The sequence below is a fragment of the Sphingobium yanoikuyae genome, from assembly GCF_013001025.1.
GTDB classification, from domain to species: domain Bacteria; phylum Pseudomonadota; class Alphaproteobacteria; order Sphingomonadales; family Sphingomonadaceae; genus Sphingobium; species Sphingobium yanoikuyae_A.
Genome location: NZ_CP053021.1, coordinates 2,520,013 through 2,546,070, shown reverse-complemented (window position 1 = coordinate 2,546,070; position 26,058 = coordinate 2,520,013). Strand labels below are relative to the sequence as shown.

Sequence of the window (26,058 nt, the reverse complement as noted above, 5' to 3'; positions counted from 1 at the left end):
TGAATTGTAAGATTGAATAGGTGAATATTATCTATTTATGATTTTTCCTTTTTTATCATTGTCGCAATTGATCGGTCGTTGATCGAGATGTTCAATCTGGCGGGATCAGGGCCAGATTCTGGATTGCTGCCAGCCCCCATTGGGCTGCGCCATTTGTCGACAGGCCGGGAATCTCCACGATGCCGTCGCCCGCCTGGATGGTCGTCAGGCCCGGTTTCAGTTCGCCATCCTGAAATTCGTTCCAGGCGCGCGCTGCCAGCGCCGCGTCCTGCAACGCGTGCGCGGCATAGGCGGTCAGGCGCGAATGGGCCTGGCGCAGATTATGGCCGCGCGGCGCTTCGCCAAAACGCCTTTCCCATTGGTCGGCGGGGGCGTTGTACCATTTGCAATAGTCGATCCAGGCCGCCCGATAGCCGGGCGCATCGACCAGCGACAGAAGTTCGGCCATGATTTCGACAATGCCGAAGACCGCGTTGAGGTGGCTGACGCTGATATGATCGCCGCCGGACACGAAGCGGCCGCTGGCGAGATCGAAATTGGCGCCGCCGGCCCACCATTGGCGGGGCAGGGCGGCGATGCTGTCCATGCCGGCCAGGATGCGGTCCCGCCAGCGGCGGTCGCCGGTCCTTTCCCATTCGGTGAACCAGGCCGCGACCAGGCTGCCCCAGCTTGTGCCGAAGGACAGCTGGATCACGCCGTCGGGTAATCCTGCGGGTTTGACGACGGCGCCGACCCCGCCGGGCGGCAGCGATTCCGGCGCCCGATCGGCAACCTTGCGGCCAATATCCACATGTTGCAGCGCACGGTCGGAATGGACCAGCGAGTGCATCAGGTCGCCGACCCGTTCGTCGCCGGTCAGATAATAGAAGATGCGGCGATAGGCAGCGTTGGATACACGCGGCTGCTTGCTGCTGTCGCTCCAGTGCTGGACGCCATGGCGCGTGCCAAGGCCGGCCCAGGGGCCGGCATGATAGATATCGACCTCGCCGGTGTGCCGGGTCATCGCTTCCGCCATGCGGAATATGTCCGCTCGGCCCGATCGCAAATAGCTGTACCAGAACCACAGGTCGGTCGACAGTTCGCTATTGTCCCAGGCATAGCCGCCAATGTCGTACCGCCATTGATGCCGATCGCTGTCATAGCTGTGCATCACGTCGCCATGGTTCCAGAAACCATACCAGTGGCGCCGGTCGATTTCGTCGCGATAATGATCGATCAGCAGGTCATTCTGTCGCTCGATCGCCAGGGACAGGGCACCACTGGTCGCGCGCGGCGCCCAATCGCCGAACACGCCGGCGGCATGAATGCGATCCGGCTGGACCTGCAACCGGGCGGGGCGGGCCACCTGGGCGGCATAGCTGTCCAGCGTTGCGGCATCGGGCGTCGCGGGCAGCGCCCAGAGCCACAATTCATTGGTGCGGGCAATGCCTTTGGCCTGATCCCAGCCGGGTTCATAATCCTCATAGGTCATGTCCAGCCCGTCATTTTGGCGGGCATAATCGGTCATCCCCAGCACATCGCGATAGGAGCGCATGTCCATGGCAGGCGCGTCTGGTGCATGCAGCCAGGCGGTCAGGTCGGCCGTGTCTCCCGCCGCGCCGTCAATATCGAGTTGGACCGGATGGCGTTTCCAGAAATCGGCCATGCCGATCGCCGCGCCGCCCGATGGCGTGCCGACATAGGCCAGCCCACGGGCGCGATCGCCTTCGAGCGACTGGATCGGCGCACGCCCCTTGCGGGTGCGCTTGGTCAGGGTGAAACCCTGGGCATTGCCCTGGAACAGCCGGAAATCGCCCCATGCCGGGATACTGTCGAGCAACTGGCGCAGCCGATCCGGCAGCGTGTCGACCGATGGGGTTGCGCGTCCGTCAATCTGTGCCTGACGAAAGGCTTCGCCGACATCGCGGCGGAGGCCCGTGAGCGGCCGAACTGCTTCACTGAACAGGCCATGATCGGTGGCGATGCGGACATGTCGATCGTGCAAGGGCGCGGCCATCGGCACCTGCGCCCGGATGCCGAGACCGCGCAGGAAATCGCGATCGGCGTCGCCATCCCAAATGAAGCTGTGGACGATGCGGACGGCCGGACTGTCGGCGGTGAAATAGAGGCGCAGGCTGAAGGGCAGCCATTGGCGGCCGTTGTCGGCATGACTGCCCTCCACCTTGACGACGGCACGGACCGGACCGCTTTGTTCGACGGTCAGCGCGTCGATCCGGCTGGTATAGCGCTGGACCGACAGATTTTCCGATTCCTCGTCGGACGCCGCATTCTGGGCGCTGGCCAGCAGATGGACATTGCGCAGCAGGGTTTGGCCATCCCGTTCTGCCGCGGCGATGATGGCGCTGCCCGTGCGTGGTAGGCGCCAGGATGTCGCGCCAACCTGCACCAGCACGGCATCGGCCTGCTGTTCGACGCGGACGGGATGCGCGGGAGCGGGATTGCGTCCGATGCCGATCGAGACATGGGAGGGGGCTTTGTCGATCATCGCCGGCAGCGCATGGCCGCTCCATTTGATCGATCCGTCCGGCCAATAGGCCAGCGGCCAGCTTTGCAGCGGCAATATGGTACCATCTGCACCATGGGCCTGAAGCCGGTCCGTTGTGCGCAGCGTGTCGCGCGGCCAGGGCGTGCCCCAGCTCTGGCCGCCGTCCCAGGCTGGCGGGCTGCCGTCTAACCAATGCACATTCGTTGTCGGCAGCGCCTTCGCGGCGCGCGCGGGTGTCGGCAGGGCGAGCGCGGCGCCACTCAGCAGGCTGGACTGGAGCAGGGCGCGGCGGGAGAGGGGCATGCGGTTTCCTTGGGTCAGCGAAGTGCGCGAACGGTGAAGTCGCGGATTTTCAGATGGCTGGCGGTGGTGCGCAGGGCGAAATGGCCATGGGTGTAGGGATGATCGTCCTGAAAGGCGAACAGTCGCTGGCCATCGCGCAAGAAGGTGATCTCGTTCCCGTCTGCGGTCAGGACGATTTCCTGCCAGCGATTGGCGACCAGCATGTCTTCGGACCCGCGCCGGTCGTTTTCCGGCAAGAGTGGTCGCTCGCCGGCGCTGCCGACATAGCGGCGAAAGCGGGTGGTGCTGTTGCCGTTGCCGCCCAGCCCGACATAATAGGTCTGCAGGCTGTCATATTCCTCGAACTTGCCGCTGCGCGGTCGGGCCAGGACATCGCCGTCTGGCAGCGCGGGGTCATTGGCCATCCAGAAGCAGTTGAGATCGCTCACCCGATCATGCGGTCCGCCCTGCGCCACGGCCTGCGCCCGATAGCGGATTTCGAGAGGCCCGTAGAGCAGCGGGCGGAACCACAGGGTAAGCCCGGCGGGGGCTTCGATATCGAGCAGCCCGCCCTGCGCGCGCACCGTGGCGGGCTTTTCGGCTTCGATCTGCCATTGGCCCAGCCCATGCCGGAAATCGTCCCGATGCAGCAGGCGGCCGGTAGCGGCACGGGCAAAGGCCGGCAGGAGCATAGCCCCCGCCAGGCCTGCCAGCGTATCGCGCCGCATCACAGCTTTGCCCGGACGCCGAAATAGATGCGGCGGCCATATGTTTCGATCACGTTGCGACGATAGATGCTGTTGGCATTCTCGATCCGGGTGGAATCGGTCAGGTTGACGCCCTCCAGGAACAGAGAGACATGCGGGTTGACGACATAGCTGGCTGATCCGTCCAACTGGCCAAAGGCTTCGCCAAAGGACGGATTGTTGCCGCGATCGACCGCGTTGATCAGATAGCGGCTGCGCCAGTTATAGGATCCGCGAATGGCGAAGCGCCCGTCATCGTAGAAGAGCGAGGCATTATAGCTGTTCCGCGACACGCCGGGGAAGGGCAGGCTGGCATTGGTGAAATAATCACGCCCTTCATAGCCCTTGTCCTTGTTGTAGGTATAGTTGGCGATCACCCCCAAATGGCTCAACATGCCGGGCAGGAAATCGAGGCCCAGTTGCACGCCGGCCTCCACGCCCTGGATGGTGACATGCTGGGTGCCGTTGACCGGCAGGCGGATGGTGTAGACTTGCCCGTCAATTTCCTCCTCACGGCTGTCGGTGTCGATGAAGGACTTGATATCCTTGCGGAAAGCGGTGACCGACAGATAGTTGGTGCGCGAGATATAATATTCGACGCCCAGATCATATTGCCAGGCGCGATAGGGCTTCAGCCCCGGATTGCCGCGCGATCCGGTCAGCCCGACGGGATCGAGCCGGACATTGGGCGCCATTTGCGAAGGGGCGGGGCGGGCCAGCACGTCAGACGCGGTGGCGCGCACCACCAGCCTGTTGGGGACGAGTTCGGCACGCAGGTTCGCGGACGGCAGCAGAACGGTATATTCGCCGGTGTAGCGGGCAGGGGTGATGACGCCGCCGCTGCTCTGGCTGCCGGTCGATATGGTGCGGGTGTGGACCAGGCGCGCGCCGAACACGCCCGACAGGTCGAAGCCCAGATCGGCCTTGAACGCGGCCTGACCATAGCCGGCGATGGTTTCTTCCTTCACCCGATAGGTGTCGAGCGGCGATATGCTGGTATAGGGATCGGGAATGCCGATCGCATTGGCGAGGTCATCGCCCAGGTTCCACCAGCGGTCGATGCCGGAAAAGCCAAGGTCGCCGGTCTTGAAGAAGCTGCCGTCGCCCATGCCGCCATAATTGTTGAGCAGGCTCTGGATCGTCGCGAGTTGGGCCGCGGGCGTCGTGGTCGCCAAAACCTGCGTGCCGCTGATGCCTGACCGGGTCAAGGTGGTCTGGCCCGTGATGCCGTTCAGCGTATAGACCGCGTTGCTGAAGCGGCTGCTCGACACCAGCCTGTTCTGTTCGATGCCGCCCTTCAGCGATGTCAGCAGGCCGTCATTGTCCGGCCGATATTCGGCGTCGAACTTGCTGCCCTGTTCCTGCTGACGGTTGAGGCGCGGCCGCGCCTCGACGGACAGCGTGTTGATCCCCTGCGTCGTGGTGGTGTCGATCGGCAGGATGATGTTGGGGGCATGCTGCGGATTATTATAGTCGATGGTGATCCAGGGCAGGGCATCCTTGCCGGATACCGAAGCCGTCACGTCCACTTCGTCATTGAACACGCGCGACGCGGCATAGGTGCCACGGGCCGACAGCTTGACCTTGCCGACCTGCCATTCCGCGCCGACGATGCCGTTGAAGGTGCGACGGCGCAGCCCGCCGATGACGCTGCGATAATTGACGCTGGGGCCAGTCCCTGCGGCGCTGTTGTTGACGAAGGTGACGGTCTGCGCCGTTTCGTCACGGATCACGACGCCGGTCGGATCGATGCCGCCATTGGCGACCGACTGGGTAGTCGAAAGCTGGAGATATTGGTCGTCCGACCGCGTGTCGCTCTTGGTCAAGGTGCCCTCGACATAGGCCTTGAAATTATCGTCCGGGCGCCATTCGACGATGCCATTGAGGGCATAGCGCTTGGTCGGCTCGGTCGCTGTGATGTAGCGCGGAATGTCCGGATAGAAATCGCCAAAGCCGCTGCCGTCCAGGTCGACGCAGCGCGCCTGGTTGCGACCCGACAGGCAGTTCTGGTTGGCGGGCGTTGCCGGTTGCACCGTTTCCACCTGGCGCCAGCCGGTGGTGCGCGCCTGATCGTAGCGGATGGTGCGATCTTCATAGGTGCCCGACAGCAGCACGCCGATCGTGTCATGCGCGAACAGCTTGGAGCCGATCAGCGCGAATTTGGGATCCACCTTGTCCGCCAGTTCATTGTAGATGCCCTGTGCCGACCCGGCCAGATAGCCTTCCTTCGCATCGAACGGGCGGCGCGTGATGATCCGTACCGTGCCGCCCAGGCCGCCTTCGGTCATGTCGGGCGTGGCGGACTTGAGCACTTCGAGGCGCGAGACGAATTCGGCGGGCAGGTCGCGGAAGTCGACCGCGCGGTTGCTGCCATTCCCTGCGGCTGCAGCGATCGACGTCGAGAGGGCCGACTGGCCGTTGATCTCGACCCGGTTGAGTGATGGATCGGCGCCGCGAATGGTGATCGCCTGGCCCTCACCGCCGCCGCGGGTGATCTGGACCCCGGTCACGCGTTGGAGCGCTTCGCCGATATTCTTGTCGGGAAACTTGCCGACATCCTCGGCCGAGATGACGTCGACGACCTGCGCGGACTGGCGCTTCACTGCCAGCGCGTCGGCCAGGCTCTTGCGGATGCCGGTGACGACGATGTCGGAGCGTTCCGTTGCCCCTTCCTGAGTGGCTTGCTGCGCGGATTGGTCTTGCGCCTGGGCGAAGGTGGATGTCGTAGAGAGAAGCAGGAAGACGGCGCTGGTAAGACGATGCACGACAGAGGACCCCTTTTGTCGGACTATTGGACGAGGGGCGGGCTAAAGGTAACGGAATTGGTAGACAAAAAAGTTTTTCTACCCCGGTATGAAGGGAGAGGCGGTGGCCGCTGCTCCTATTGGCAATGCTAAAGGTTTGAAATTTGGCCATTGGTGCTGGAGAAGATGGCGATACGGAAATTAGGCATCGTCGGCGCGTATGGGCACATTGGGGTCGGCCACGACCTATGAGATATACTCATGGGTCAACAACAGGGCTATTTGCTTCTGAACGCCAAGGCACGCCGCACGCCCCCCCCCCACTGCTTGGTTCGATCTTAGCAGACCCGAATGGAGCCGTTTATTTGGTCATCTGGGGCGACGAAGTGGCAGTAGTTGCCCCAGCCGTCGGTCGGCCTTGGTCAGGTTGCTGCCATGAGGGGGGGGCGGAAGCGGTGGGATTCGAACCCCAATCTCAACCGCCTTTATTTGAATATCCCGGATTTCCTGATTGATAAAGGCGCAAGTGAATGCGCATTTACAGCCGGCCCTTGGCGGTGGCCGGGCTAAAGTTGACCGGGCTAAAGCGTCGTTCTTGCAGATTGACTTCCGATCTGCGACGGATGCGATGTCGTCGATGAAAGCTCGGCGATGGGGCGTGGAAACCTCAACGAATGAACTCGGTCACCTATTCGGAGGCCGGGTGGCATGCGCGCATGTCCAATCGGCTTGCCGATAAAGGCGCATGCGCCTGTACATTCGTCAGGTTTCCAACACCCGGCTCGTGCCGGTCCGCCCCTGCTTCTAGCGTTTGAGGACCGAGCATGCGTATCGAGTTTACGGGTAACATTAAGCCCGAGGATTTCGACCGGATTGTAGCAGCAGCTATGGGCGTGCTTTCAGACGAAGGCGTCGCGAAGATAAACAGTGTTACCCTAGATTTTCTTGCTTGGAGAGCGACGGCAAGCGGTCGACAGCGACGGATACATGGCATCGTTGACGATACCAGGTGAAGAACTGGCTGCCATTCCAACCGTTGTACACCTTCAAGCGCCGGGAACTATCACGTTCCGCGATCGGCCTGACGACATGGAATTCAGCATGTTCAATATAGGAGCGGGTCGAGATGACTGAGGATGAAATTCTCCTAAGAAATCTCGAGTTGGCAGTCGGTCTACCGGCCGGATGGCAAGCGCTCTATCGGCAACTGATCAACGATGTAGCAAAGGTCGATGGAACCACAACGGTAGTCCAGGCAAAGGAGAAATTTGGCGAGATGCGGGTCTATTTGAAGACCTATAGCGAACCGGCATTTGCTCTCACAGACGCGGCCACGGCTCGTTCTCGTACCCTGTGCCAGACATGCGCGAAGCCTGCCGTTCTTTCACGAACGACTGATGGGTTTCATGCGACCGTCTGTCCACAACATGCAGATGGATTTGCACCCGCGAAATTTACTCCCATGCGCCATGTAAGGGTGTTGATCCCTAGGTCGCGTTGACAAAGTGGATTCCCAATCGGCCTGATTTCTGATTCAGAGCTTCTCTTTGCGAGGAGCGACGATGGGCCGGGGCGATCTGACGGATGAGGAATGGGATGTGATCGCGGGACTGCTGCCATCGGAGCGCGGTCGCAAGTCCCGTCCTGCCCATGATAACCGGCGTTTCCTCAACGGCATGCTGCATGTTTTGCGGGTCGGCTGTCCGTGGCGGGATATGCACGAACGCTATGGTCTGTGGAACTCAGTCTATGTGCGGTTCCGGCGCTGGGCCGAGCAAGGCGTGTGGGATGCGATCCTGGCGACATTGGTGGAATTGGGACTGACCGACGACTGGCAGCATATGATCGACAGCACCATAGTCCGCGGCCACGTATCGGCGGTGGGCGGAAAAGGGGGGCCTTTGCGCAGGCTCTTGGTCGATCACGCGGCGGCTTTACGTGCAAGGTCCACGCCCGCTGTGACAATCAGGGACGCCCTATCGGCTTCATCCTGACGGGCGGTGAAGCGTCCGACTATGGCGCTGTCGATGCCCTGATGGCGATCCCCGTCGCCAAGCCCAAGGCGCTGTTGGCCGACAAGGGCTATGACGGTGATGCTGTCCGCGAAAATCTGCTGATGCACGGCATCCTGCCGATCATCCCGCCCAAGGCCAATCGCCGCGAACCCATTCACTGCGACTTCCGCCGCTATCGTGACCGCAACCGCATCGAGCGCATGTTCGGCCAACTCAAGCAGTTCCGCCGGATCGCAACCCGTTACGACAAAACAGCCCTATCCTTCGCAAGCTTCCTGAACCTCGCCGCCATTCGCAGATGGTTGCCACACTTTGTCAACGCGGCCTAGAACTGACGATGATGTCGAAGGCGATTCAAGCTGGTGATGCGAAGGGAGCAAAAATGATCGCTACTCTCTTAGAGCATTTGGCGCGGATCCGGGCCCGCAAAGTCGAGCTCGGTATCGTTGATAGCCCTGAGCGCACCGAAGCAATGCGCAACTCAGGGCTTCGGCGCACGGCGCGGAAGCGGGCAGCTCTCGCGCGGATCGACGAACGCGCTCTCGCCGTGGGTGTCGTACCGCTAAACTCGCGCTTCTAACATTTCGACCGTGGAGCGGCATCGCTATGGACGACATGGTAGCTATTGTGGCTGGTTCGGAGAATTTCTTCACGTACTCGGCGAAGGCTGGCCGCGGTATCCAATATGACTCCGTAGAGCGCACGCAACGGGCTCGACACGGCGCTCAAGACTCGCCAATTTGACGTGAACCATTATGGAGCGCAAACTTCCGCAACGTGCCCCACCCAAACCGTTCGGCGGGGAGTTTAGCGCGCTTATGGGCGGGCATTCTAATTATGCTAATTATGACCGGCGCTGGGACTTTCGCGACTGTCGCCTTCGGAGAAGCCCACCCAGGAAAGCGGTCATTCACGGACTTGTAGAATCCTTCTGACGGAAGGCAGCAACGCGCCCTAGTTGGTCGTTCAGAGAGGCAGCCGTGATACCGAATGCAGACGTTCGTCCGGGTATCACGGCCATCTCTTCTGCCGGGAAAAGCGGTCGCGATATTTGTAGTCGGGTCGATGATTCGGCATTGCAAACCGGATTTTGCCGGATCACATCGTCAATATGGCCGCCCAGGACAATGAGCTTTCAATCAGGTCGCGTTACGGGCTGCTGCGCGACTTGGTGCCAATCTACAGCCTTTATCAACTGCTTCCCAATCTGATTGCCGTCGGGCTTTTTCTTTGGCTGAACGATAGGCTGGGACATTTCCCGCCGATCCTCATTCTACTCCTGATGCTGGGGTGGGTGTTTCAGTTCGTCCTTAGACCCTCCTTGATGATCGTCTCGACGGATCAGGCAGCGTGGCTGGAGGCCGTGCTGGAGGCACAGGGCTTTTTCGCCAAATCCGAAACCGATGCCCGCTGGCGCATTGCCGGAAAGGAGTGGTGGCAGCTGTGGCCGCATCAGTTCATCGAATTTGTCCCCGGCGATACTGTGACGGTGATCGCGCCGCGCGAAGTGATGGAGGCGCTACGCGGCAGCCTTGAACTGGTGGAAGAACATGGTGAGCTGCGGTTCGCCTCGGATGCCCAGCCCTTCGCATTCGAACTGCCCGAACCCGAGCCCGAGCTGTCTTGGCAAATGAAGGTGCCTGCGGTGCTGCTTGGTGCAGGCTGCGTGGTCTCGATGGTCTGGACAACATTCACCGGTGGACCGGAGGGCTTGCTCCGCTGGGGGCTGTCCGCCAAGGCGCTGTCCGAGGGACGATTCGAGACGATCTTCCTACACATGTTCGCGCATGGCAGCGCGATGCATCTGATGATGAACATGACCGCGTTGGCAGCAATCGGCCCCACGCTTACATCGCGGCTTGGACTCGTCCCGATCAACGGTCTGCGCTTCGGGCTATTATTCTTTCTCAGCGCATTGGCCGGGGCTACCACCTTTCTGGCGCTGCACCCTTTCGGCGCAGTGCCGATGGTCGGTGCATCGGGCGGCCTATACGGCCTTATTGGCCTGATGATCCGGACGTCTTCGGATGGCGGCGGCGTGCTGGCGGTCAGGTCCAAGCGGGTACAGCGCATCTGCTTGGACCTGATAAAGCAGAACGCATTCCTCTTTTTGATGCTCGCGTTCATGGCATGGGCGAGCGGCACCACCGGAGGTCTGGCGTGGGAGGCACATCTGGGCGGCTTCCTGTTCGGTTTGTGCATCGGCCCGAGGCTGTTGCCGCGCGCTGGGGCGACCACACCAGATGGGACGCTGCCTCCCGAAACTTTCGTGCCTGCTAAATAGGCGCTGAGAGTCAGGCCGATGGCAATGGAAGTAGTCTGGTAATCTCCGTATCGGACCGGGTGCCAACATCAATGCCGCGTGCGGACGAACGGCCGGAATTCCTTGTCCCCACTCTGAAAGCGGAAATTCCGCAATCGGCCAGAATGAGACGTCGTGCTTATGGTTGTCGAGCTGGAGGGGCAGGAATTTCGGCTAAGCGAAACAAATGCACGTCTCATCACATATTGTTCTTTATGGGGGTACTGCAGGGGGACTCTTCGACAAGTCGCAGGGAAATATCACGCAAAATCATTGCATTGGGCTTATCCTGAGGCCCGTTCGAGATCCTACTCCCGCAACCACACACACACACACGCACACGCACGCCGCCTCGGATCTCCCCAAGGCGGCTTTTCTGTGTCCGCGTCTTAGCGGCCTCTCTCACTCAACCCCAGTCGCCCGCGCTAACTTCGCCTTGTCGGGCGTGGTGCCCGTGCCGGCGAAGGAACTCAGGCGGAAGCTGAAGCGCGTCGGCGCGCTGGTGGTGCGATAGGCGGCCATGGGCTTGCCGAACTCGCTCCACTGGGTGTCGCCGCCCACGCCCCATTGCGCCGTGTCGATCAGCAGCGTGCCCTGATCGTGCGGCCGGATGTCCGACGATTTCCAGGTGCCCGGCTTGTGCCGGTCGAGATCGGCATAGGGGAAGGCGAGGGCGTTCATCATCATCGGCTGCTCGCCCTGCACGCGCAGGCCTGCGCTGCCGCCTGATAGTTCCATCCAGCGGACATCGACCTTGTTTCCGGTCTCCTGCGGCCGGATATAGTCGTGATTCTGATCCGCCAGCGCGCCGCGCCACAGGCCGATCGGCGCCGATGTCTTACGATCGACATAGCTTTCATGCGGGCCGCGGCCATACCATTCGACCGTATCGAGATCGGCCGGCAGGCTGAAGGCCAGGCCGATGCGGAAGGGGGGCGGCAGGTCGGGTTTGACGGGGGTGAAGCTGCCGGAGACGGTCACCGAGCCGTCGCCGACCATGCGGTAGATGCTGGTGAAGCTGGCCGCGCCATCGCCCAGTTGATAGTCGACCTCGACGGTGCGGCTGTCGTCGGTCTGGGGCGTCAGGCGGATGGCGCTGACCTTGCGCTGCTCGCTCATCCCCTTCCAGATCGCGAATTGCCTGTCGGTGCCGATGCCGATGTCATTGTCGGTCACCGCGCGCCAGAAATGGGGCGCGCCACCCTGTGCTAGCATCCGGCCCCCCTTGCTGTAGGAACGGACCAGGCCGCTCGTCCGGTCGATCACCAGCGCAGCGTCACCGGCACTCAGGCTGATCGCGCCGCCCTTGTCACTGATCGCGACGGTGCCGCTGGCGGCGGCGGGCAGGGCGGGTGTGTCCTGTTGCAGGGCAAACTGTTCCCACCCGACCAGCGCATTGGCTTCCACGGCGGGGATGGTCCCAGCTTTTGCGCGGGCGCTGATCGTCACGAAATATTCCGATCCGGCCCGGCGCGGCATGGTTGCGATCGGCAGCGTCATTGCAGCCGCGCCATGGGCGGGAACGTTAGGCGCGCTGAGCGATCCACGCGCAACCTCCACGCCATCCTCCAACAGTGCCCAGTCGAAGCTGAAGCCCGACAGGTCGATGAAGTCATGCCGGTTGCGCACGGTCAGGCGGCCGCTCGCCGGATCGAAGCCGTCGAACTGGACCGGCGCATAGACCTTGCGCAGTTCGTAGAGCGCGGGATTGGGGGTGCGGTCGGACTGGAGCAGGCCGTCGCCAAATTCGATATCGCCGCCCGGATTGGGGCCATATTCGCCGCCATCACCCCAATAGCGCTGTCCGTCCCTGGTGTAGCGATACATGGACTGGTCGACCCAGTCCCAGATGAAGCCGCCTTGCAGCTTGTCGGGATGGGCGTAGATCGCGTCCCAATAATCCTTCAGATTGCCACCCGAATTGCCCATCATGTGGGCATATTCGCACTGGATCATCGGCTGCCGGAAATTCCAGTTGGTGGCATAGTCAACCAGCTTGGCGACCGGATCATACATGGGCGCATAGATGTCGGCATAGTCATTGGGGCGGTGATCGCCGATGCCGTCCCATGTGCCCCAGCCCAGATAGCTGATCAGCCGATCAGGATCGCGTGCCTTGGCGGTGGCTGCGGCGGCGGCGAAATTGGGGCCGATCCCCGCTTCATTGCCCAGCGACCAGAAGAGGATCGAGGGATGGTTCTTGTCGCGCTCCACCATGTTGGCGACGCGGCTGACATGGGCATCCTTCCAGGCCGGGTCGAACCCGATCTGGAATTCGGCGCGCCGGTCGCCATGCTTGTTGGCATAGTCCATATAGGCGTGGCTCTCGATATTCGCCTCGTCCATGACATAGAGGCCATAGCGATCGGCAAGCTCGTAGAGGCGCGGGTCATTGGGGTAATGCGACGTGCGGATCGCATTGATATTGTTGCGCTTCATCAACTTGATGTCGCGCTCCATCGACTCCAGTGAAATGACGTGGAAGGTTTCGGGATCATGTTCGTGGCGGTTGACGCCGCGAATGGTGATCGGCTTGCCGTTCACCGTGACGACGCCATTCTGCATCGCTACGGTACGGAAGCCGATCCGCGCATAGCTGGACTGGATGATCCGCCCCTGCGCATCATAGAGTTCGACCAGCAGCATGTAGAGATTGGGCGTCTCGGCCGTCCATGGCTTCACCTTGTCGACCAGGCCGGTCAGCGTCACGGCGCGTTCGGCCTGGCCCGCCGCAACGGGCTGGCGGCCTTCGATCACGGTGCGATCGCCGTCCATCAGTACATAGCGGGCATTGGTCGCGGCCCCCGGCGTCACCGCGACATCGACCGCCAGCTTGCCTGCGCCCGTCACATTGTCGAAGCCGGCATGGGCGAAGAAGTCGCGGATGCGCGTCCTGGGCGCGGCAATCAGGAACACCTCGCGCTCGATGCCCGACACGCGCCAGAAATCCTGATCCTCCAGATAGGAGCCGTCCGACCAGCGGAATATCTGAATGGCGATGCTGTTGCGGCCGGGACGGATGAAACGGGTGACGTCGAATTCCGACGGCAGCTTGCTGTCCTCCGAATAGCCGACCTTCTGGCCATTGACCCAGACATAATAAGCCGAACCCGCCGCCCCGATATGCAGCACGACATCCTGACCGTTCCAGCCCGCCGGAAGATCGACGTCGCGGCGATAGGAACCGACCGGATTGGTCGCATGGGGAATTAGTGGCCGGTTGGCAGGGAAGGGGTAGGTGATATTATTGTAGCGGGCCTGATCATAGCCCTCCGCCTGCCAGTCCGCCGGTACCTTGATCGATTTCCAGCTCGACACGTCGAAATCGGGCCGCTCGAACCCGGTCGGCAATGTGTCGGCATCGGGTGAGAAGGCGAATTTCCATTCCCCGTTCAGCGACAGGAAGCGGTCCGATTGGGTGCGATGGCCGGCCAGCGCCCGCTCCCGGTTCTCGAACGGAAAGGCGGTGGCGCGGGCGGGCAGCTTGCCGATTGCGAAGATGGCGGGATTTTCCCAGTCGGGCCGGGCAGGATCGACCTGCACGGGCTGCACCTTCGGCGGCCCGCCCTGCGCCAGCGCGCCGCCGGCCAGCGCCACTGTGCTGACCGCCGCCAGCGTCCAGATCCGTCCGTGCATTCCCATCCCCTTATTTCAACTGGCAGATATCGAGGACGTCCATGTCCTCATAATCGAGATTTTCGCCGGCCATGGCCCAGATGAAGCTGTAATTGCGGGTGCCCGCGCCCATATGCACCGACCAGGGCGGCGAGATCACGACCTCCTCATTCTCCATCACAATGTGCCGCAATGCGTCCGGCTGGCCCATATAGTGGAAGATTCTATCCTCCTCTTCCAGATCGAAATAGAGATAGATTTCCGATCGCCGCTCATGGACATGGGGCGGCATGGTGTTCCAGACGCTGCCGGGCTCCAGCCGGGTGAGGCCCAGGCACAGCGACGCGCTTTGGCACAGATGGGGCAGGATTAACTGATAGATGGTCCGCTCGTTGGACGTTTCCAGGCTGCCCCGCTGCATCGGGTTACTGTCCGCCTGCGACAATTTGCGTAGCGGAAAGGCAGCATGAGCCGGGACGCTGAGCAGATAGAAACGCGCGCCTTCGCCGCTGAAGCTGATCGCCTGTGACCCCATCGGGATGTAGAGGGCCTCATAGCGGGCGAGCCTGTGGTCGGTGCCATCGACGCGGACCGTGCCGTCGCCCTTGCCGATATTGACGACGCTCATCTCGCGCCGTTCCAGCAGCGGATGGCCGGCCGCACTTTCCGGTTCGCTCTGGCATGGCAGGTCCAGCGTCCCGACGCCCGGCACCGCGCCGCCGATGATGAACCGTTCGCCATGGGAGTAGGTGAGGGTGATTTCCCCCGCGCGGAACAGGCCGGATACCAGATGCCGGTCGCGCAGATCCTCATTGCTGGCGCCGTCCATCATCGCGGGATGGGTGGCGTAATAGGTTTTTTCGAACATGCCGCTGGTCCTCCCGCGCGTCAGCGTTGCGCGTCGAGCGCGGCCACCGCGGTCGCAGCCATCAGGAAGGCGCCGACGCCATAATATTGGGTGTCGCTGGCGGCCACCTTGTCGGGCCGGTCGCCAACTTGCTGGACCCAGCCCAGTCGGCCGTCGGGTTGGATCGCCTTTTGCAGCGCGGCCCAGCCCTTGCGCACCACCGGTTCATATTCGGCGCGGGGCAGCAGCCCGGCCTTGATCCCCCAGGCGAGGCCATAGGTGTAGAAGGCGGTGCCGCTGGTTTCGGGCGGCGCATTTTCCGGCGCCAGCAGCGAGGGTGCCCAATAGCCGTCCGGCTTCTGCAGCGTCTTGATCTTCGCCGCCATCTCCTTGAACAGCGCTTCCATACGGCTGCGGTCGGGGCTGTCTTGCGCCAGCTGCGGGAGGACACGGGCGATGCCGCCGAATACCCAGCCATTGCCCCGGCTCCAGAACTGCTTGCGGCCCCTTTCGTCGCGCCGCTCGAAGAAGCGGCTGTCGCGATAATAGAGATGCTCGGCAGGGTCGAAGAGGAAGTCGGTGGTTGCCCAGAATTCCTTCATCGCAAAGCGCATATAGCGATCATCGCCGGTCTGGCGCGACAGTTCGACAAAGGCCGGCGGCGCCATGAACAGGGCATCGCACCAGCACCAGCGCTTGAGGCATTCGGTCGCGCCATAGCCTTGTGGCGGAATGGCGAAGGCAAGGGTGGTGACCGCCGGCTTGTCGACCACCGTGTCGAACGCGGCGCGGGTCGGCGCCAGCGCATCCTTGCCGGCGCCATGGGCTGCGGCCCAGAGATAGGCCTGGGCGATCGCCTGGTCGTCGGCGAAATAGAGATTGTCGCCCGGCTTCCAGCCATTGCGCTGGCCCATCGCCAGGATTGCCTCCTTGATCCGGGGTGGCGCGCCGGCGTCGGCGAGGGCGGTCATGCCGACCCAGAACACTGCCTGTTCCCAGCCGCGTGTCTTGCGCGTTTCGTCGGTGGCGCTGGGGATGTGCGACAGATCGTCGAGTCGCGCCAATTGCCAGTCGGCCAGCTTCACCGCCGCCTCGATCGGTGTGCGGGCGGGCTGGGCGGCATGGGCCGGCGCGGCGATGGCGCAGGCCAGCATGATCGGCGCGAAGGAGCGGAAGGTCATGATGCAAGCTCTCCAGTAGGCAAGAGACGGGGACTGATGATGTGGAGCAGCGCCAGCGCCACCAGATAGGCGCTGCCGGCGACGGCGAAGATCAGGGCATAGCTGCCGGTCATGTCCAGCACATAGCCGACGAACTGGGCTATCAGCATGCCGCCGATCGCGCCGGCCGTGCCGCCGATGCCGACCACCGATCCCACGGCGGCGCGCGGGAACAGGTCGGACGGCAAAGTCAGGATATTGGCGGAAAAGGCCTGGTGTCCGGCGGTCGCAAGACCGATCAGCAGCACCGCCGCCCAGAGATTGTCGATCGACTGGACGGTCACCACCGGCAGCACCGCCAGCGCGCACGCCAGCAACGTCGCCTTGCGCGCGGCATTGACGCTCCAGCCGCGTGCGATCAGCCGCGACGATGCCCAGCCGCCCAGCACGCTGCCCGCGTCCGACATCAGATAGATGACGACCAGCGGCGGACCGAAGCTCTTGAGGTCGAGGCCATAGCGCTTGCCGAGGAAATCGGGCAGCCAGAAGAGGAACATCCACCAGATCGGATCGATACAGAATTTGGGCAGCGCATAGGCCCAGGTCTGGCGAATAGTGAACAGGCGTGACCAGGGGATGGGCGTGCTGGCGCGCACCGGATCGCTGCGGATATAGGCGAGTTCACCGGGCGATACCCGCGCATGATCCTCCGGCCGGCGATAGAGGAGCAGCCAGGCCGCCACCCAGATCAGGCTGGCGAGACCGGTGACGATGAAGGCGGCGCGCCAGCCGTAGGCGATGGTGATGGCGGGCACGATCAGCGGCGTGGCGATCGCGCCGACATTGGCGCCGGCGTTGAACAGGCCGATCGCCAACGCCCGTTCTTTCTGGGGAAACCATTCGGCCACGACCTTCAGGCCGGCCGGGAAATTGCCCGCCTCGCCAATGCCCAGGGCAAAGCGGACGGCGATGAACTGGGCGATGCCGCTGACCAGGCCATGGGCGGCATGGGCGAGCGTCCAGAAGGTGAAGGCAGCGGCATAGCCGATCCGCGCGCCGACCCGGTCCATGAAGCGGCCCATCGCCAGGAAACCCAGCGCATAGGCGCACTGGAACCAGAAGACGATATTGGCATAGTCGCTCTCGCGCCAGCCCAGTTCGGCCTGCAGCACGGGCTTGAGCACGCCGATCATCTGCCGGTCGACATAGTTGATCGCGGTCGCCGCGAACAGCAGGCCGCAGATCAGCCAGCGATAGCGGCTGGCCCGATCGCTGGCGCCGGCAACGGCGTCATCGACGATATCCGGGGCGGGATGCGGCATGGTCATGATCGTCTCGCGAAAAGATGGGCACCGGGGCGTGCAGTCCCCGGCGCCCAAGGGGGGAGGGGTCAGAATTTGCCGCGAATGCCGAGCGAAATGGTCGTGCCGTTGAAGAAGCTGTTGTCGCGCCGCGACTGGCCATTGCCCTTCGGTCCGTCCGGATCCTGATAATAGATATAGACATTCTCGTTGGTGATGTTCAGCGCATCGACGCGCACCTCCAGCGCATCGCTGAACCGGTAGCTGATCGTCCCGTCGAGGAAGCCCTGCGGCGCGGTATAGGGGATCTGGTCGTTGCCGGTATTTTGCGAGGTGATGCCGGTCTTGGCGCGGTAATTATAGGAACCGCGGATCGCGAACGGGCCCTTTTCGTAGAAGAGCGTCGCGCTGTAGCTATATTCCGGCACGAAGGAGATCGGCACGCGCGTCCCTTCGGTGGTGACGAAATCATCGCCCTTCTGGTCGATCAGCGTCAGGCTGCCGGTAAAGCCAAGCCCGTCGAACGGCTTGGGCAGGAAAGTGAAATTCTGCTGATAGGCAAATTCCAGCCCCTTCAGCTTCAACTGGCCCTGATTGATATATTGGGTCCGGCGGATCAGGAAATCATCCGGGATGGTGCCGCCGGGGAAGCCCAGCGAGGTCGTGTTGAACGCGCTCGACGGCAGGCCGAGTGAGCCGAAGGTGACGAAGTCCTGCACCGCGGTTGCGCGATCGGTAATGTCCTTCTTGAAGGCACCGACGCTCAGCAGCGCGCCGGGGGCGAAATACCATTCGACGCCGGCGTCATACTGGGTCGCGACCTGGGGCCGCAAATTGGGATTGCCGACCGTGACGTCGGGATTGAAGACGTTGGGCACGATGGTGCCGCCGGCAATGGCGGTCAGCGCCGCACGGGTGATCGTCTTGCCGGCTGACGCACGCAGCAGCAAGCTGGACGTCAGGTCATAGGCCAGGCTGGCCGATGGCAACCAATTTTCATAGCCGCCCTCGCGCCGCTGCGGCAGGAAGACGCCGGCGCCCGCGCTCTGATAATTGTTGATGATGGTGCGGGTGTCGGAATAGCGCAGGCCGGCATAGCCGCGCAGTTCCTTGCCGAACAGCGGCAGGGCGAAATTGCTCTCGAAGAAGGCCGTCTTGACGATTTCCTTCGCGTTGAAGGCCGCGTTGAGATTGATGTTGGCCGCCTCGTTCGCCGCGTTGGCATCGAGATAGTCCATCACGAAGGAGCGCGGGAAGCTCGCAAATTGGGACGGATAGCCCGAATTGCCGCCATCGCGGATCGCGCCATATTGGATATAGGGATCCATGTAGGAAAAGACGTCGAGGCCGACCAACTTGCCGGCCGCGATGCTGCTGCCGTCCTGGGTCGAGATGCGTTTGCCCGTGTTCACATAGCTGCCGCCGATCTTGAGCGCGAACCTGCGTTCGCCATCGTCCAGCAGCGACCAGTCGAGGACGGCGCGTGCCGTCTTCTGCTTGTCGATCTCGCGGTTGAGCGAGAAGCCCAGCGTCGGCGTGGTGTAGTTTGACGGATCGGTGAAATCGACCGGCGAACTGATGGTCGGATAGGTGACATTGCCGGTCGGGTCGAATGTGCTGGTCACGCCATAGATGTTGCTGACGATCCGGTTGGCGGTGTAGCGGGCGTTGCTCTCGCTCAGATTGGCCTGGGCCGACAATTTCAGATTGTCGGTGAAGTCATAGACGCCCCGGATGATGCCATATTTGAAGCGGGTGCGGGCATTGCGGAAGAAATTCTCGTTGATGAAGCTGCTGTTCCCGAACGTGCCGTAGAGATTATTATATTCGTCGATCTTCACATCGAGCGGGATCAGGCCGGAATTGGTGCCGGTGCCCGGTGCGCTGGTCGATCCCGGCACGGTGCGGGAGTTGCGCACCGCGACGCCGAAGGTGAACTCGTCCGCCTGATCCTTGAGCTGCGAGAAGATGCCGTCGGCGCTCAGTTCCAGCCGATCCGACTTATATTGCAGCGACCCGACCAGGCCCAGCCGCTCACGCTCATTGTTCGAAGTGAAGACGCGGTAGAAGCGCGGCATATAGGCGTTGGCCACCTGGTCGCGGGTGAGCGACCCATAATTGGCCAGCGGATTGTCGAGGTCGAGCTGGAACTGGAACGGGCCGCCGGTCGTGGTTGGTCCGGCATAGGCACGCGAACCGATAACCGAGCTGTTATAGCCGCCGGTCGACTGGAAGCCGGACCGTTCATTGACATTCTTGGCATAGGCCGCGCCCAGCAACACACCGAAGTCGCCCCATGTGTCGCTCAGCAGCAGCGATCCGCGCGGCTGCCACTTCTTCGACTGGGTGTTGTAATTGGCCTGGGCGGTATAGCGGATGACCCGGTCCTTGCTGTCGAAGGGGCGGGGCGTCTGCAGGTCGACATTGCCGCCGATGCCGCCTTCTTCCAGATTGGCGAGCGGGGTCTTGTAGACATCGACACGGCCGAACAGTTCGGATGGGAAGACGTCATAATTGAAGTCGCGGGTCGAACTGCCGACATTCTGTGACGATGTCGTGCGCACCGGCGCGCCGTTGATGGTGGTGACGGTGAATTCCGATCCCAGGCCGCGGATGCTGATGCGCTGGCCCTCGTTCGATGCACCGTCGCGGCTGAGGAACACGCCCGGAATACGCTGCAGGGAATCCGCGACATTGGCCTCCGGGAATTTGCCGATGTCCTCGGCAACGATGGAGTCGCGCACGCCCACGGCTTCGCGCTTCAGTTCGATCCCCTTTTGCAGGCTGCCGCGAAAGCCGGTGACGACGATGTCGGCGGTGGTGGCTTCACCCTGTGATGCATCGGCCTGGGGTGTCGGCTGGGGTTCTGCCTGGGCCAGTGCGGGGGCCGAGGCCGCAATCATGGCCAGCATGCTCACCGACATGGCGACGCACGGAAACGCCTTGTTCATATCCATCCTCCCTCATCACGACTCTGATCGTGTTAATCAGGTTATCATACAACTTTGAGGAGGATGTCAATTGTCAGACTTTAGTCATGCAATCATTCGTTCCGGCTGATCAGGTCGTTGAGTTCGGAATGGCGCAAAAGGCTTTCCTGCATGTGATGGCGGGCGGCATGGCGCGCCTTTTCGATGTCCATGCGGACGATGGCGTCAAGCACCGCGTCATGCTCGTCGCTGACCTTGTGGGTATAGGCGTCGTGCGATCTTTCTGGCTGATATTTGAGGTAGAGGCTGCTTGGCGGCACCAGGCGGACGCCCAGAAATTCAACGAAGCGGGCGTAATAATCATTCCGGGTCGCGCGGGCGATCGCCATGTGGAACTGGCTGTCGGCTGTGGCGGCGACGGCTGGATCCTCGGCCTCGCGGATGCGGCGTAGTGCGTCGCGCATCGCCGAAATATCTTCGTTCGTGCGGCGGGCAGCCGCAAGGCCGGCCATTTCGGTCTCGATCGCCAGGCGCATTTCCAGCAATTTGATCACGTCCGATAGCTCGGACAATTCATCCTTGGTGACCTGAAAGGCGCGGTAGCGCGCGGCATCCGACACGAACACGCCCGATCCCTGGCGGGCGACGGCAAAGCCCTGTGCCTCCAGCCGGGCGACCGCTTCGCGAACCACGGTGCGGCTGACATTTTCCTGCTCGGCAATGTCTTTTTGCGCGGGCAGGCGCGATCCGGGCGGGATGCGGCCGGACAATATGTCCTCTTCCAGTTTTGTGTAGAGCATGTCGGCGAGTGAGGCGGCTTTGGCCATGATGTCGTTCCAGTGAATATTCTTTTTCGAGCCTGCCAGCCTGCGGCAATGTGAGCAAGGGCTTGGCAAGTTTGATTCGATGATTTATCAGCTTATCATACAAATAATCGAAAGGAGCCTGTGGTGAGCCGCCCCCAGCCAACAGCATCGTCATGCCGCATTCGGGCGCCCTATCTGTCGATCGGATTGCTGGCGACCGGTCTTTGCGTCGGCGCGGCCCTGGCGCAGGGCGATGGGGTGGGCGATCGTCTGCCGGTCGAGAAGCGCCTGCCGCCACCGCCCAGCCAGGCGGCGGCCGCCGTCACGCTGGTTGCATCCTATCGCTATGACGACCTGCTGTGGGAAAATGACAAGACCGCCCATCGCATCTATGGCCATGCGCTGGAGGCAGCCGAGCCGCCATCGGGATCGGGAATCGACAGTTGGGGCAAGAATGTCGCCTGGCCCTTCGCCGATCGCCAGCTACGCAGCGGCGACCAGCATGGCTATCATGGCGAAGGGCTGGATTTCTACAATGTCGGTACCACGCGCGGCGCGGGTGGGCTTGGCATCTGGCATGACAACAAGCTGTGGACCTCGCGCAACTATGTCCGTGCCCATATCCTGAAATCGGGCGGGCAGGTCGCCGACTTCAGCGTCGATTATGCGCCCTGGCCAGTCGATGTCGATCGCAAGGTTTGGGAAATGCGGCGTTTCACCCTGCCGCTCGGCACCCATTTCACCCGGCTGGTCTCGACCATAGGATCGGACAAGTCGGCGGCGCTGACCGTGGGCATCGGCATCGGCAAACGCACTACGGGGCAGGGGGCTGGGGACCTGACCGTCGATCGTGCCCGTGGCCTGATCAGCTGGTGGGGGCCGGAAGATGGTGCGCATGGCCGGATGGCGCTGGCATTGCGGGTCGATCCAGCGCAGATCGCCGATATCCGCGCGGATGCCGACAATCAGCTCATATTGCTCACGGTCAAGCCGGGCCAGCCCTTCGTCTATTATTCCGGTAGTGCCTGGAACAAGGGGGAGGGCGGCTTTTCCACCCGTGCCGCCTGGGATGCCTATGCCGCCGGCCAGACCCTCGACTTCACCCCGCCCAAGGATTGACCATGACCAGCCATATCGACCGTCGCGCGATCCTGACCGGTATGGCGACCGGCACTGCCGCTTTCGCCGCCATGCCCTTGCTTGCCAACGCCGGGGAGGCCGCGCCGGTCGCCGTCGATGCGGACGACCGCAGCTATGCCCTGGCGCTGCTCGAACGCATGGCCAGCCCCGTGCTGTCGCGCATGGCCAGGGGGCAGTTGCAGGCGCAGTGGAAGCCCGAGCTCAGCCCGACCTGGGATGGCCGCAATCCCAAGGTCGCCTTTCTGGAAGCCTTTGGCCGGCTGATCGACGGCATCGCGCCCTGGCTTGCGCTGCCCGATACCGATGGCGCGGAAGGGCGACTGCGCGCCCGGCTACGTGAGCAGGCGCTGGCGAGCTATGCCCATAGTGTAGATCCCAAGAGCCCCGACTATCTGCTCTGGCAGGCAGAGGGACAGCCGCTGGTCGATTCCGCCTATTTTACCAGCGCCCTGCTGCGCGCGCCGCAGACATTGTGGGAGCCGCTCGACCGGACAACCAAGGACCGGATCATCAAGGAGATACAGGGGCTGCGCCGGGTCGCGCCGCCCTATACCAACTGGCTGCTGTTTGCGGCGATGAACGAGGTGTTCCTGCTGTCGGTTGGGGCGCAATGGGATCCGATCCGGGTCGACCTGGCGCTGCGCAAGTTCAGCGAATGGTATGTCGGCGACGGCTGGTATGCCGACGGCGAGCATTTTCATTTCGACATGTATAACAGCTATGTCATCCACCCGATGCTGACCCAGATTTGGGACGTGCTGGTCCGCTGCAATGCGCGCTTCAACGCGCTCGATCCCAAGGAGCGGCTCGCCATCCAGATCCAGCGGATGCAGCGTTTCGGTGAGGCGCTGGAGCGGATGATCGGCCCGGACGGCGCCTTCCCGCCGGTCGGCCGTTCGCTCACCTACCGCACCGCCGTCCACCAGCCGCTCGCCTATCTTGCCTGGCGCAAGCTGCTCCATGCCAAACTGCCCGAGGGGCAGGTGCGCGCCGCGACAATGGCAACCCAGCGCCGCATTTTCTCTGACCCCAGCAATTTCGATGCCGATAGCTTCCTGACGATCGGTTTTGCCCGGCATCAGCCGAGCCTGGGTGACGTCTATTCCAACGCCGGCAGCATGTATATCACCTCGGAAAGCCTGCTGGCGCTCGGCCTGCCTGCCTCCGGCAGCTACTGGACCGCGCCGGCCCAGCCCTGGACCATGCGCAAGGCTTATGCGGGCCAGGATTTCCCGAAGGACTATTATATCGCCAATTGAGGCGGCCGGCGCCGCTCGATGAAGGTCAAGGCTTTCTAATAAGCGGCCCAGCAAAGCTTGACAGACATATCTCTACTTAATTGGCAGATAAAGTCCTCTCATATCAGACGAGGACTTGGATATCATGGCGTGGACGCAGCGGTGGACGGATAGGCTGGCCCGGTTCAGGGCGGCGGCCCGGCGCGAATTGCTACGCGATCCGACGGTAATCCTGTTCGAACGTGATCCCAGCGCAGCAAGTGTGCGAGAAACGAGCGGCGGTCGCTGAGATGTTGTCCAGACGCAATCTGCTGGGCGCGGCGGCGGGCAGCCTGCTGCTCACCGCCTGTGGCAGCGCTGGCAAGGGCCGGCCGAAACTGCGGGTGTCGATCACCGGCAAGGGCGATGGCGACACCCGCCTGCTGTTCAAGGCGGCGGGCATCCAGCCCAAGGGCTTTGACCTTGTCTATAGCGAGTTCCAGTCCGGCCACCTCGTGGTCGAGGCGCTCAATGGTGGATCGCTCGACTATGGCGGGATGAGCGAGATCCCGCCGATCTTCGCCGCCGCTTCGACCATCCAGAGCTTCCGCCAGATCGCGGTCGCCCATGGCGACGTCAATAACCAGATCGTGCTGGTGCCGAAGGGATCGAAGGCGCGCTCCATCGCCGACCTCAAGGGCAAGCGCGTCGGCTATGTCCGCGCCACCACCGCCCAATATTTCCTGATCCGGATGCTGGAGGAGGTCGGCCTGAGCTGGGACGACATCACTCCGGTCGCGATGGGCGTGTCCGATGGCGCCGCCGCTTTTTCGCAAGGGGCGCTGGATGCCTGGGCGATCTATGGCTTCCCGATCCAGCGGGCGATCGCGACAGAGGGTGCGCGGATCTTGCGCACCGCTTATGGTATCCTGTCAGGCAACTATCTCGTCTCCGCCCATGTCGATGCGCTGGCCGATCCCGACAAGGCGGCGATCATCCGCGAATATCTGGCGCTGGTGCAACAGGGCTTTGGCTGGGCGGCGGCACATCAGGACGAATGGGCCGGCATCGTCGCCCAGGATATCGGCGTGCCGCGCGACTATGTGCTCGACCAGTTCCGCCGTAAGAGCGCGACCTATGAACTGCGCCCGGTCACGCCCGAGGCGATCGGATCGCAGCAGCAGGTCGCCGATGTCTTCTTCAAGGCCGGGCTGGTGCCCAAGCGGGTGGACGTCCGCCCGCTATGGGACGCCCGCTTCAATGACGCCATTCCCAAGAGAGGCTGATATCATGGCGACCCAGGCAATTTCCGTGCAGCCGCAGCCGCCCGAAGGGCCGGTGCCCGCCGACCAGCTCGACCGGCTGACCCGCTTGCTGGCGGCCAATGCGGAGCAATATGACCGCAGTGCCGAATTTCCCCGCGCCAATTTCGACATATTGGCGCAACAGGGCCTGATCGCGCTGACCGTGCCGCGCGCGCATGGCGGGCGGGGCGCGTCGGTTTCCGAAGCGCTGCGGGTGCTGGCGGCGGTGGCGAAGGGCGATCCCTCGACCGCGCTGATCCTGTTCATGACCTATCATTATCATGCGACGCCCAACCGGGCGCGCGGCTGGCCGGCGGACATCTATGAGACGCTGGCGCGCGATGCGGTGGCGGGCCGGGGGCTGATCGGCGGGCTGCGGGTCGAACCGGAACTGGGCACGCCCGTGCGCGGCGGCCTACCTGCCACGATCGCGCGGCGCACCGCCCATGGCTGGGCGATCAGCGGCACGAAGATCTATTCGACTGGATCGACCGGGCTCGACTGGTATTCGGTCTGGGCCAAGACCGACGAGGATGTCCCGCGCGTCGGCAATTTCCTGGTTCGCGCCGGCAGTCCGGGGGTGGAGATCGAGCCGGCCTGGGATCATCTGGGGATGCGCGCGACGGTCAGCCATGCCGTCCATTTCACCGACACGCCGACGCCGGCCGACCATGCGGTCGATATTCGCCGGCCGGAGGAATGGGGCGCGCCCGATCCGGTCCAGACGCTGTGGAATGCGCTCTCCATCTCGGTCATTTATGACGGGGTGGCGCGCGCCGCGCGCGACTGGCTGCGTGCCTATCTCAACGATCGGGTGCCGAGCAACCTCGGCGCATCGCTTGCCACCCTGCCGCGCGTGCAGGAGAAGTTCGGCGAGATCGAGGCGCTGTTGCAGGTCAACCGGACGCTGGTGCGCGACGCCGCCGCGCGGATCGACGCAGGCGATCCGCCACCGGCGGTCGAGGCCAATGCGATCAAATATGTCGCCACCGCCAACGCCATCCGCGCGGTCGAGATCGGGCTGGAACTGACCGGCAACCCCGGCATCAGCCGCCATAATCCGCTGGAGCGCCATTATCGCGACGTGCTGTGCAGCCGTATCCATTCGCCGCAGACCGACACCATCCTGATTGCCGCTGGTCGCGCGGCGCTGGGGAATTGAGC

The 26,058-nt window shown here is 62.8% G+C and carries 16 protein-coding genes and 1 pseudogene; 8 read left to right on the top strand and 9 right to left on the bottom strand.

The window, feature by feature from the left end:
* Positions 1-91: 91 nt before the first annotated feature.
* From HH800_RS12505 to HH800_RS12495, 3 genes are read right to left on the bottom strand one after another with little or no spacing between them, the layout of a single operon-like run.
* A complete protein-coding gene (locus HH800_RS12505; protein WP_169861273.1) occupies positions 92-2,788 on the bottom strand; it encodes a Tat pathway signal sequence domain protein in 2,697 nt (898 codons plus the stop codon).
* 14 nt (positions 2,789-2,802) lie between these two features.
* Positions 2,803-3,495, bottom strand: a complete 693-nt coding sequence (locus HH800_RS12500; RefSeq protein WP_206379222.1) for a DUF6250 domain-containing protein — start codon at positions 3,493-3,495, stop codon at positions 2,803-2,805.
* Positions 3,495-6,278: a TonB-dependent receptor gene (locus HH800_RS12495; protein ID WP_169861272.1), complete on the bottom strand. Its 2,784-nt coding sequence runs from the start codon at positions 6,276-6,278 to the stop codon at positions 3,495-3,497. The genes HH800_RS12500 and HH800_RS12495 overlap by 1 nt, the downstream gene beginning before the upstream one ends.
* A gap of 1,105 nt (positions 6,279-7,383) precedes the next feature.
* On the opposite strand from HH800_RS12495, the gene HH800_RS12490 reads away from it, so the two are divergent.
* The 4 genes and pseudogenes from HH800_RS12490 to HH800_RS12475 all read left to right on the top strand — a co-directional run bounded on the left by HH800_RS12490 (position 7,384) and on the right by HH800_RS12475 (position 10,556).
* On the top strand, positions 7,384-7,758 hold the full coding sequence (locus HH800_RS12490; protein WP_169861271.1) for a hypothetical protein: 375 nt from the start codon (positions 7,384-7,386) through the stop codon (positions 7,756-7,758).
* A gap of 61 nt (positions 7,759-7,819) precedes the next feature.
* Positions 7,820-8,601: pseudogene (locus HH800_RS12485) on the top strand (IS5 family transposase).
* 8 nt (positions 8,602-8,609) lie between these two features.
* Positions 8,610-8,852 carry a hypothetical protein gene (locus tag HH800_RS12480; protein ID WP_169861270.1) on the top strand — a complete coding sequence of 81 codons (243 nt, stop codon included), beginning with the start codon at positions 8,610-8,612 and terminating at the stop codon, positions 8,850-8,852.
* 531 nt (positions 8,853-9,383) lie between these two features.
* The gene (locus HH800_RS12475; RefSeq protein WP_235682108.1) at positions 9,384-10,556 is read left to right on the top strand and encodes a rhomboid family intramembrane serine protease; all 1,173 of its coding nucleotides are present in this window, start codon (positions 9,384-9,386) and stop codon (positions 10,554-10,556) included.
* Between the two features lie 420 nt (positions 10,557-10,976).
* On the opposite strand, the gene HH800_RS12470 is transcribed toward HH800_RS12475, so the two are convergent.
* The 6 genes from HH800_RS12470 to HH800_RS12445 all read right to left on the bottom strand — a co-directional run bounded on the left by HH800_RS12470 (position 10,977) and on the right by HH800_RS12445 (position 21,254).
* Positions 10,977-14,210, bottom strand: a complete 3,234-nt coding sequence (locus HH800_RS12470) for a glycoside hydrolase family 2 TIM barrel-domain containing protein (protein WP_169861268.1) — start codon at positions 14,208-14,210, stop codon at positions 10,977-10,979.
* A gap of 10 nt (positions 14,211-14,220) precedes the next feature.
* Positions 14,221-15,057: a 5-dehydro-4-deoxy-D-glucuronate isomerase gene (gene kduI / locus HH800_RS12465; protein ID WP_169861267.1), complete on the bottom strand. Its 837-nt coding sequence runs from the start codon at positions 15,055-15,057 to the stop codon at positions 14,221-14,223.
* 20 nt (positions 15,058-15,077) lie between these two features.
* Entirely contained in the window at positions 15,078-16,217 is a 1,140-nt protein-coding gene (locus HH800_RS12460; protein ID WP_169861266.1) for a glycoside hydrolase family 88/105 protein, read from the bottom strand.
* Positions 16,214-17,524, bottom strand: coding sequence for an MFS transporter (locus HH800_RS12455; RefSeq protein ID WP_169861265.1), 1,311 nt, complete (start codon positions 17,522-17,524; stop codon positions 16,214-16,216). Before HH800_RS12455 ends, HH800_RS12460 begins: the two co-directional genes overlap by 4 nt.
* A gap of 62 nt (positions 17,525-17,586) precedes the next feature.
* A complete protein-coding gene (locus tag HH800_RS12450; RefSeq protein ID WP_206379221.1) occupies positions 17,587-20,448 on the bottom strand; it encodes a TonB-dependent receptor in 2,862 nt (953 codons plus the stop codon).
* A gap of 92 nt (positions 20,449-20,540) precedes the next feature.
* A complete protein-coding gene (locus tag HH800_RS12445) occupies positions 20,541-21,254 on the bottom strand; it encodes a FadR/GntR family transcriptional regulator (protein WP_169861263.1) in 714 nt (237 codons plus the stop codon).
* Positions 21,255-21,377: 123 nt separating this feature from the next.
* Here HH800_RS12445 and HH800_RS12440 point away from each other — a divergent pair, with 123 nt between their 5' ends.
* The 4 genes from HH800_RS12440 (at position 21,378) to HH800_RS12425 (ending at position 26,056) form a co-directional block, all read left to right on the top strand.
* Positions 21,378-22,352, top strand: a complete 975-nt coding sequence (locus HH800_RS12440; RefSeq protein ID WP_206379220.1) for a DUF4861 family protein — start codon at positions 21,378-21,380, stop codon at positions 22,350-22,352.
* Positions 22,353-22,354: 2 nt separating this feature from the next.
* A complete protein-coding gene (locus tag HH800_RS12435) occupies positions 22,355-23,632 on the top strand; it encodes a DUF2264 domain-containing protein (protein WP_169861262.1) in 1,278 nt (425 codons plus the stop codon).
* Between the two features lie 269 nt (positions 23,633-23,901).
* Positions 23,902-24,876, top strand: a complete 975-nt coding sequence (locus HH800_RS12430) for an ABC transporter substrate-binding protein (RefSeq protein ID WP_169861261.1) — start codon at positions 23,902-23,904, stop codon at positions 24,874-24,876.
* A gap of 4 nt (positions 24,877-24,880) precedes the next feature.
* Positions 24,881-26,056, top strand: a complete 1,176-nt coding sequence (locus HH800_RS12425) for an acyl-CoA dehydrogenase family protein (protein WP_097383539.1) — start codon at positions 24,881-24,883, stop codon at positions 26,054-26,056.
* Positions 26,057-26,058 lie beyond the last annotated feature (2 nt).

Coding starts and splice junctions, on each gene's coding strand:
- HH800_RS12505 (WP_169861273.1), bottom strand. CDS start 2,788: ATGCCCCTCTCCCGCCGCGCCCTGCTCCAGTCCAGCCTGCTGAGTGGC.
- HH800_RS12500 (WP_206379222.1), bottom strand. CDS start 3,495: ATGCGGCGCGATACGCTGGCAGGCCTGGCGGGGGCTATGCTCCTGCCG.
- HH800_RS12490 (WP_169861271.1), top strand. CDS start 7,384: ATGACTGAGGATGAAATTCTCCTAAGAAATCTCGAGTTGGCAGTCGGT.
- HH800_RS12480 (WP_169861270.1), top strand. CDS start 8,610: ATGATGTCGAAGGCGATTCAAGCTGGTGATGCGAAGGGAGCAAAAATG.
- HH800_RS12475 (WP_235682108.1), top strand. CDS start 9,384: ATGGCCGCCCAGGACAATGAGCTTTCAATCAGGTCGCGTTACGGGCTG.
- HH800_RS12470 (WP_169861268.1), bottom strand. CDS start 14,210: ATGCACGGACGGATCTGGACGCTGGCGGCGGTCAGCACAGTGGCGCTG.
- kduI (WP_169861267.1), bottom strand. CDS start 15,057: ATGTTCGAAAAAACCTATTACGCCACCCATCCCGCGATGATGGACGGC.
- HH800_RS12460 (WP_169861266.1), bottom strand. CDS start 16,217: ATGACCTTCCGCTCCTTCGCGCCGATCATGCTGGCCTGCGCCATCGCC.
- HH800_RS12455 (WP_169861265.1), bottom strand. CDS start 17,524: ATGACCATGCCGCATCCCGCCCCGGATATCGTCGATGACGCCGTTGCC.
- HH800_RS12450 (WP_206379221.1), bottom strand. CDS start 20,448: ATGAACAAGGCGTTTCCGTGCGTCGCCATGTCGGTGAGCATGCTGGCC.
- HH800_RS12445 (WP_169861263.1), bottom strand. CDS start 21,254: ATGGCCAAAGCCGCCTCACTCGCCGACATGCTCTACACAAAACTGGAA.
- HH800_RS12435 (WP_169861262.1), top strand. CDS start 22,355: ATGACCAGCCATATCGACCGTCGCGCGATCCTGACCGGTATGGCGACC.
- HH800_RS12430 (WP_169861261.1), top strand. CDS start 23,902: ATGTTGTCCAGACGCAATCTGCTGGGCGCGGCGGCGGGCAGCCTGCTG.
- HH800_RS12425 (WP_097383539.1), top strand. CDS start 24,881: ATGGCGACCCAGGCAATTTCCGTGCAGCCGCAGCCGCCCGAAGGGCCG.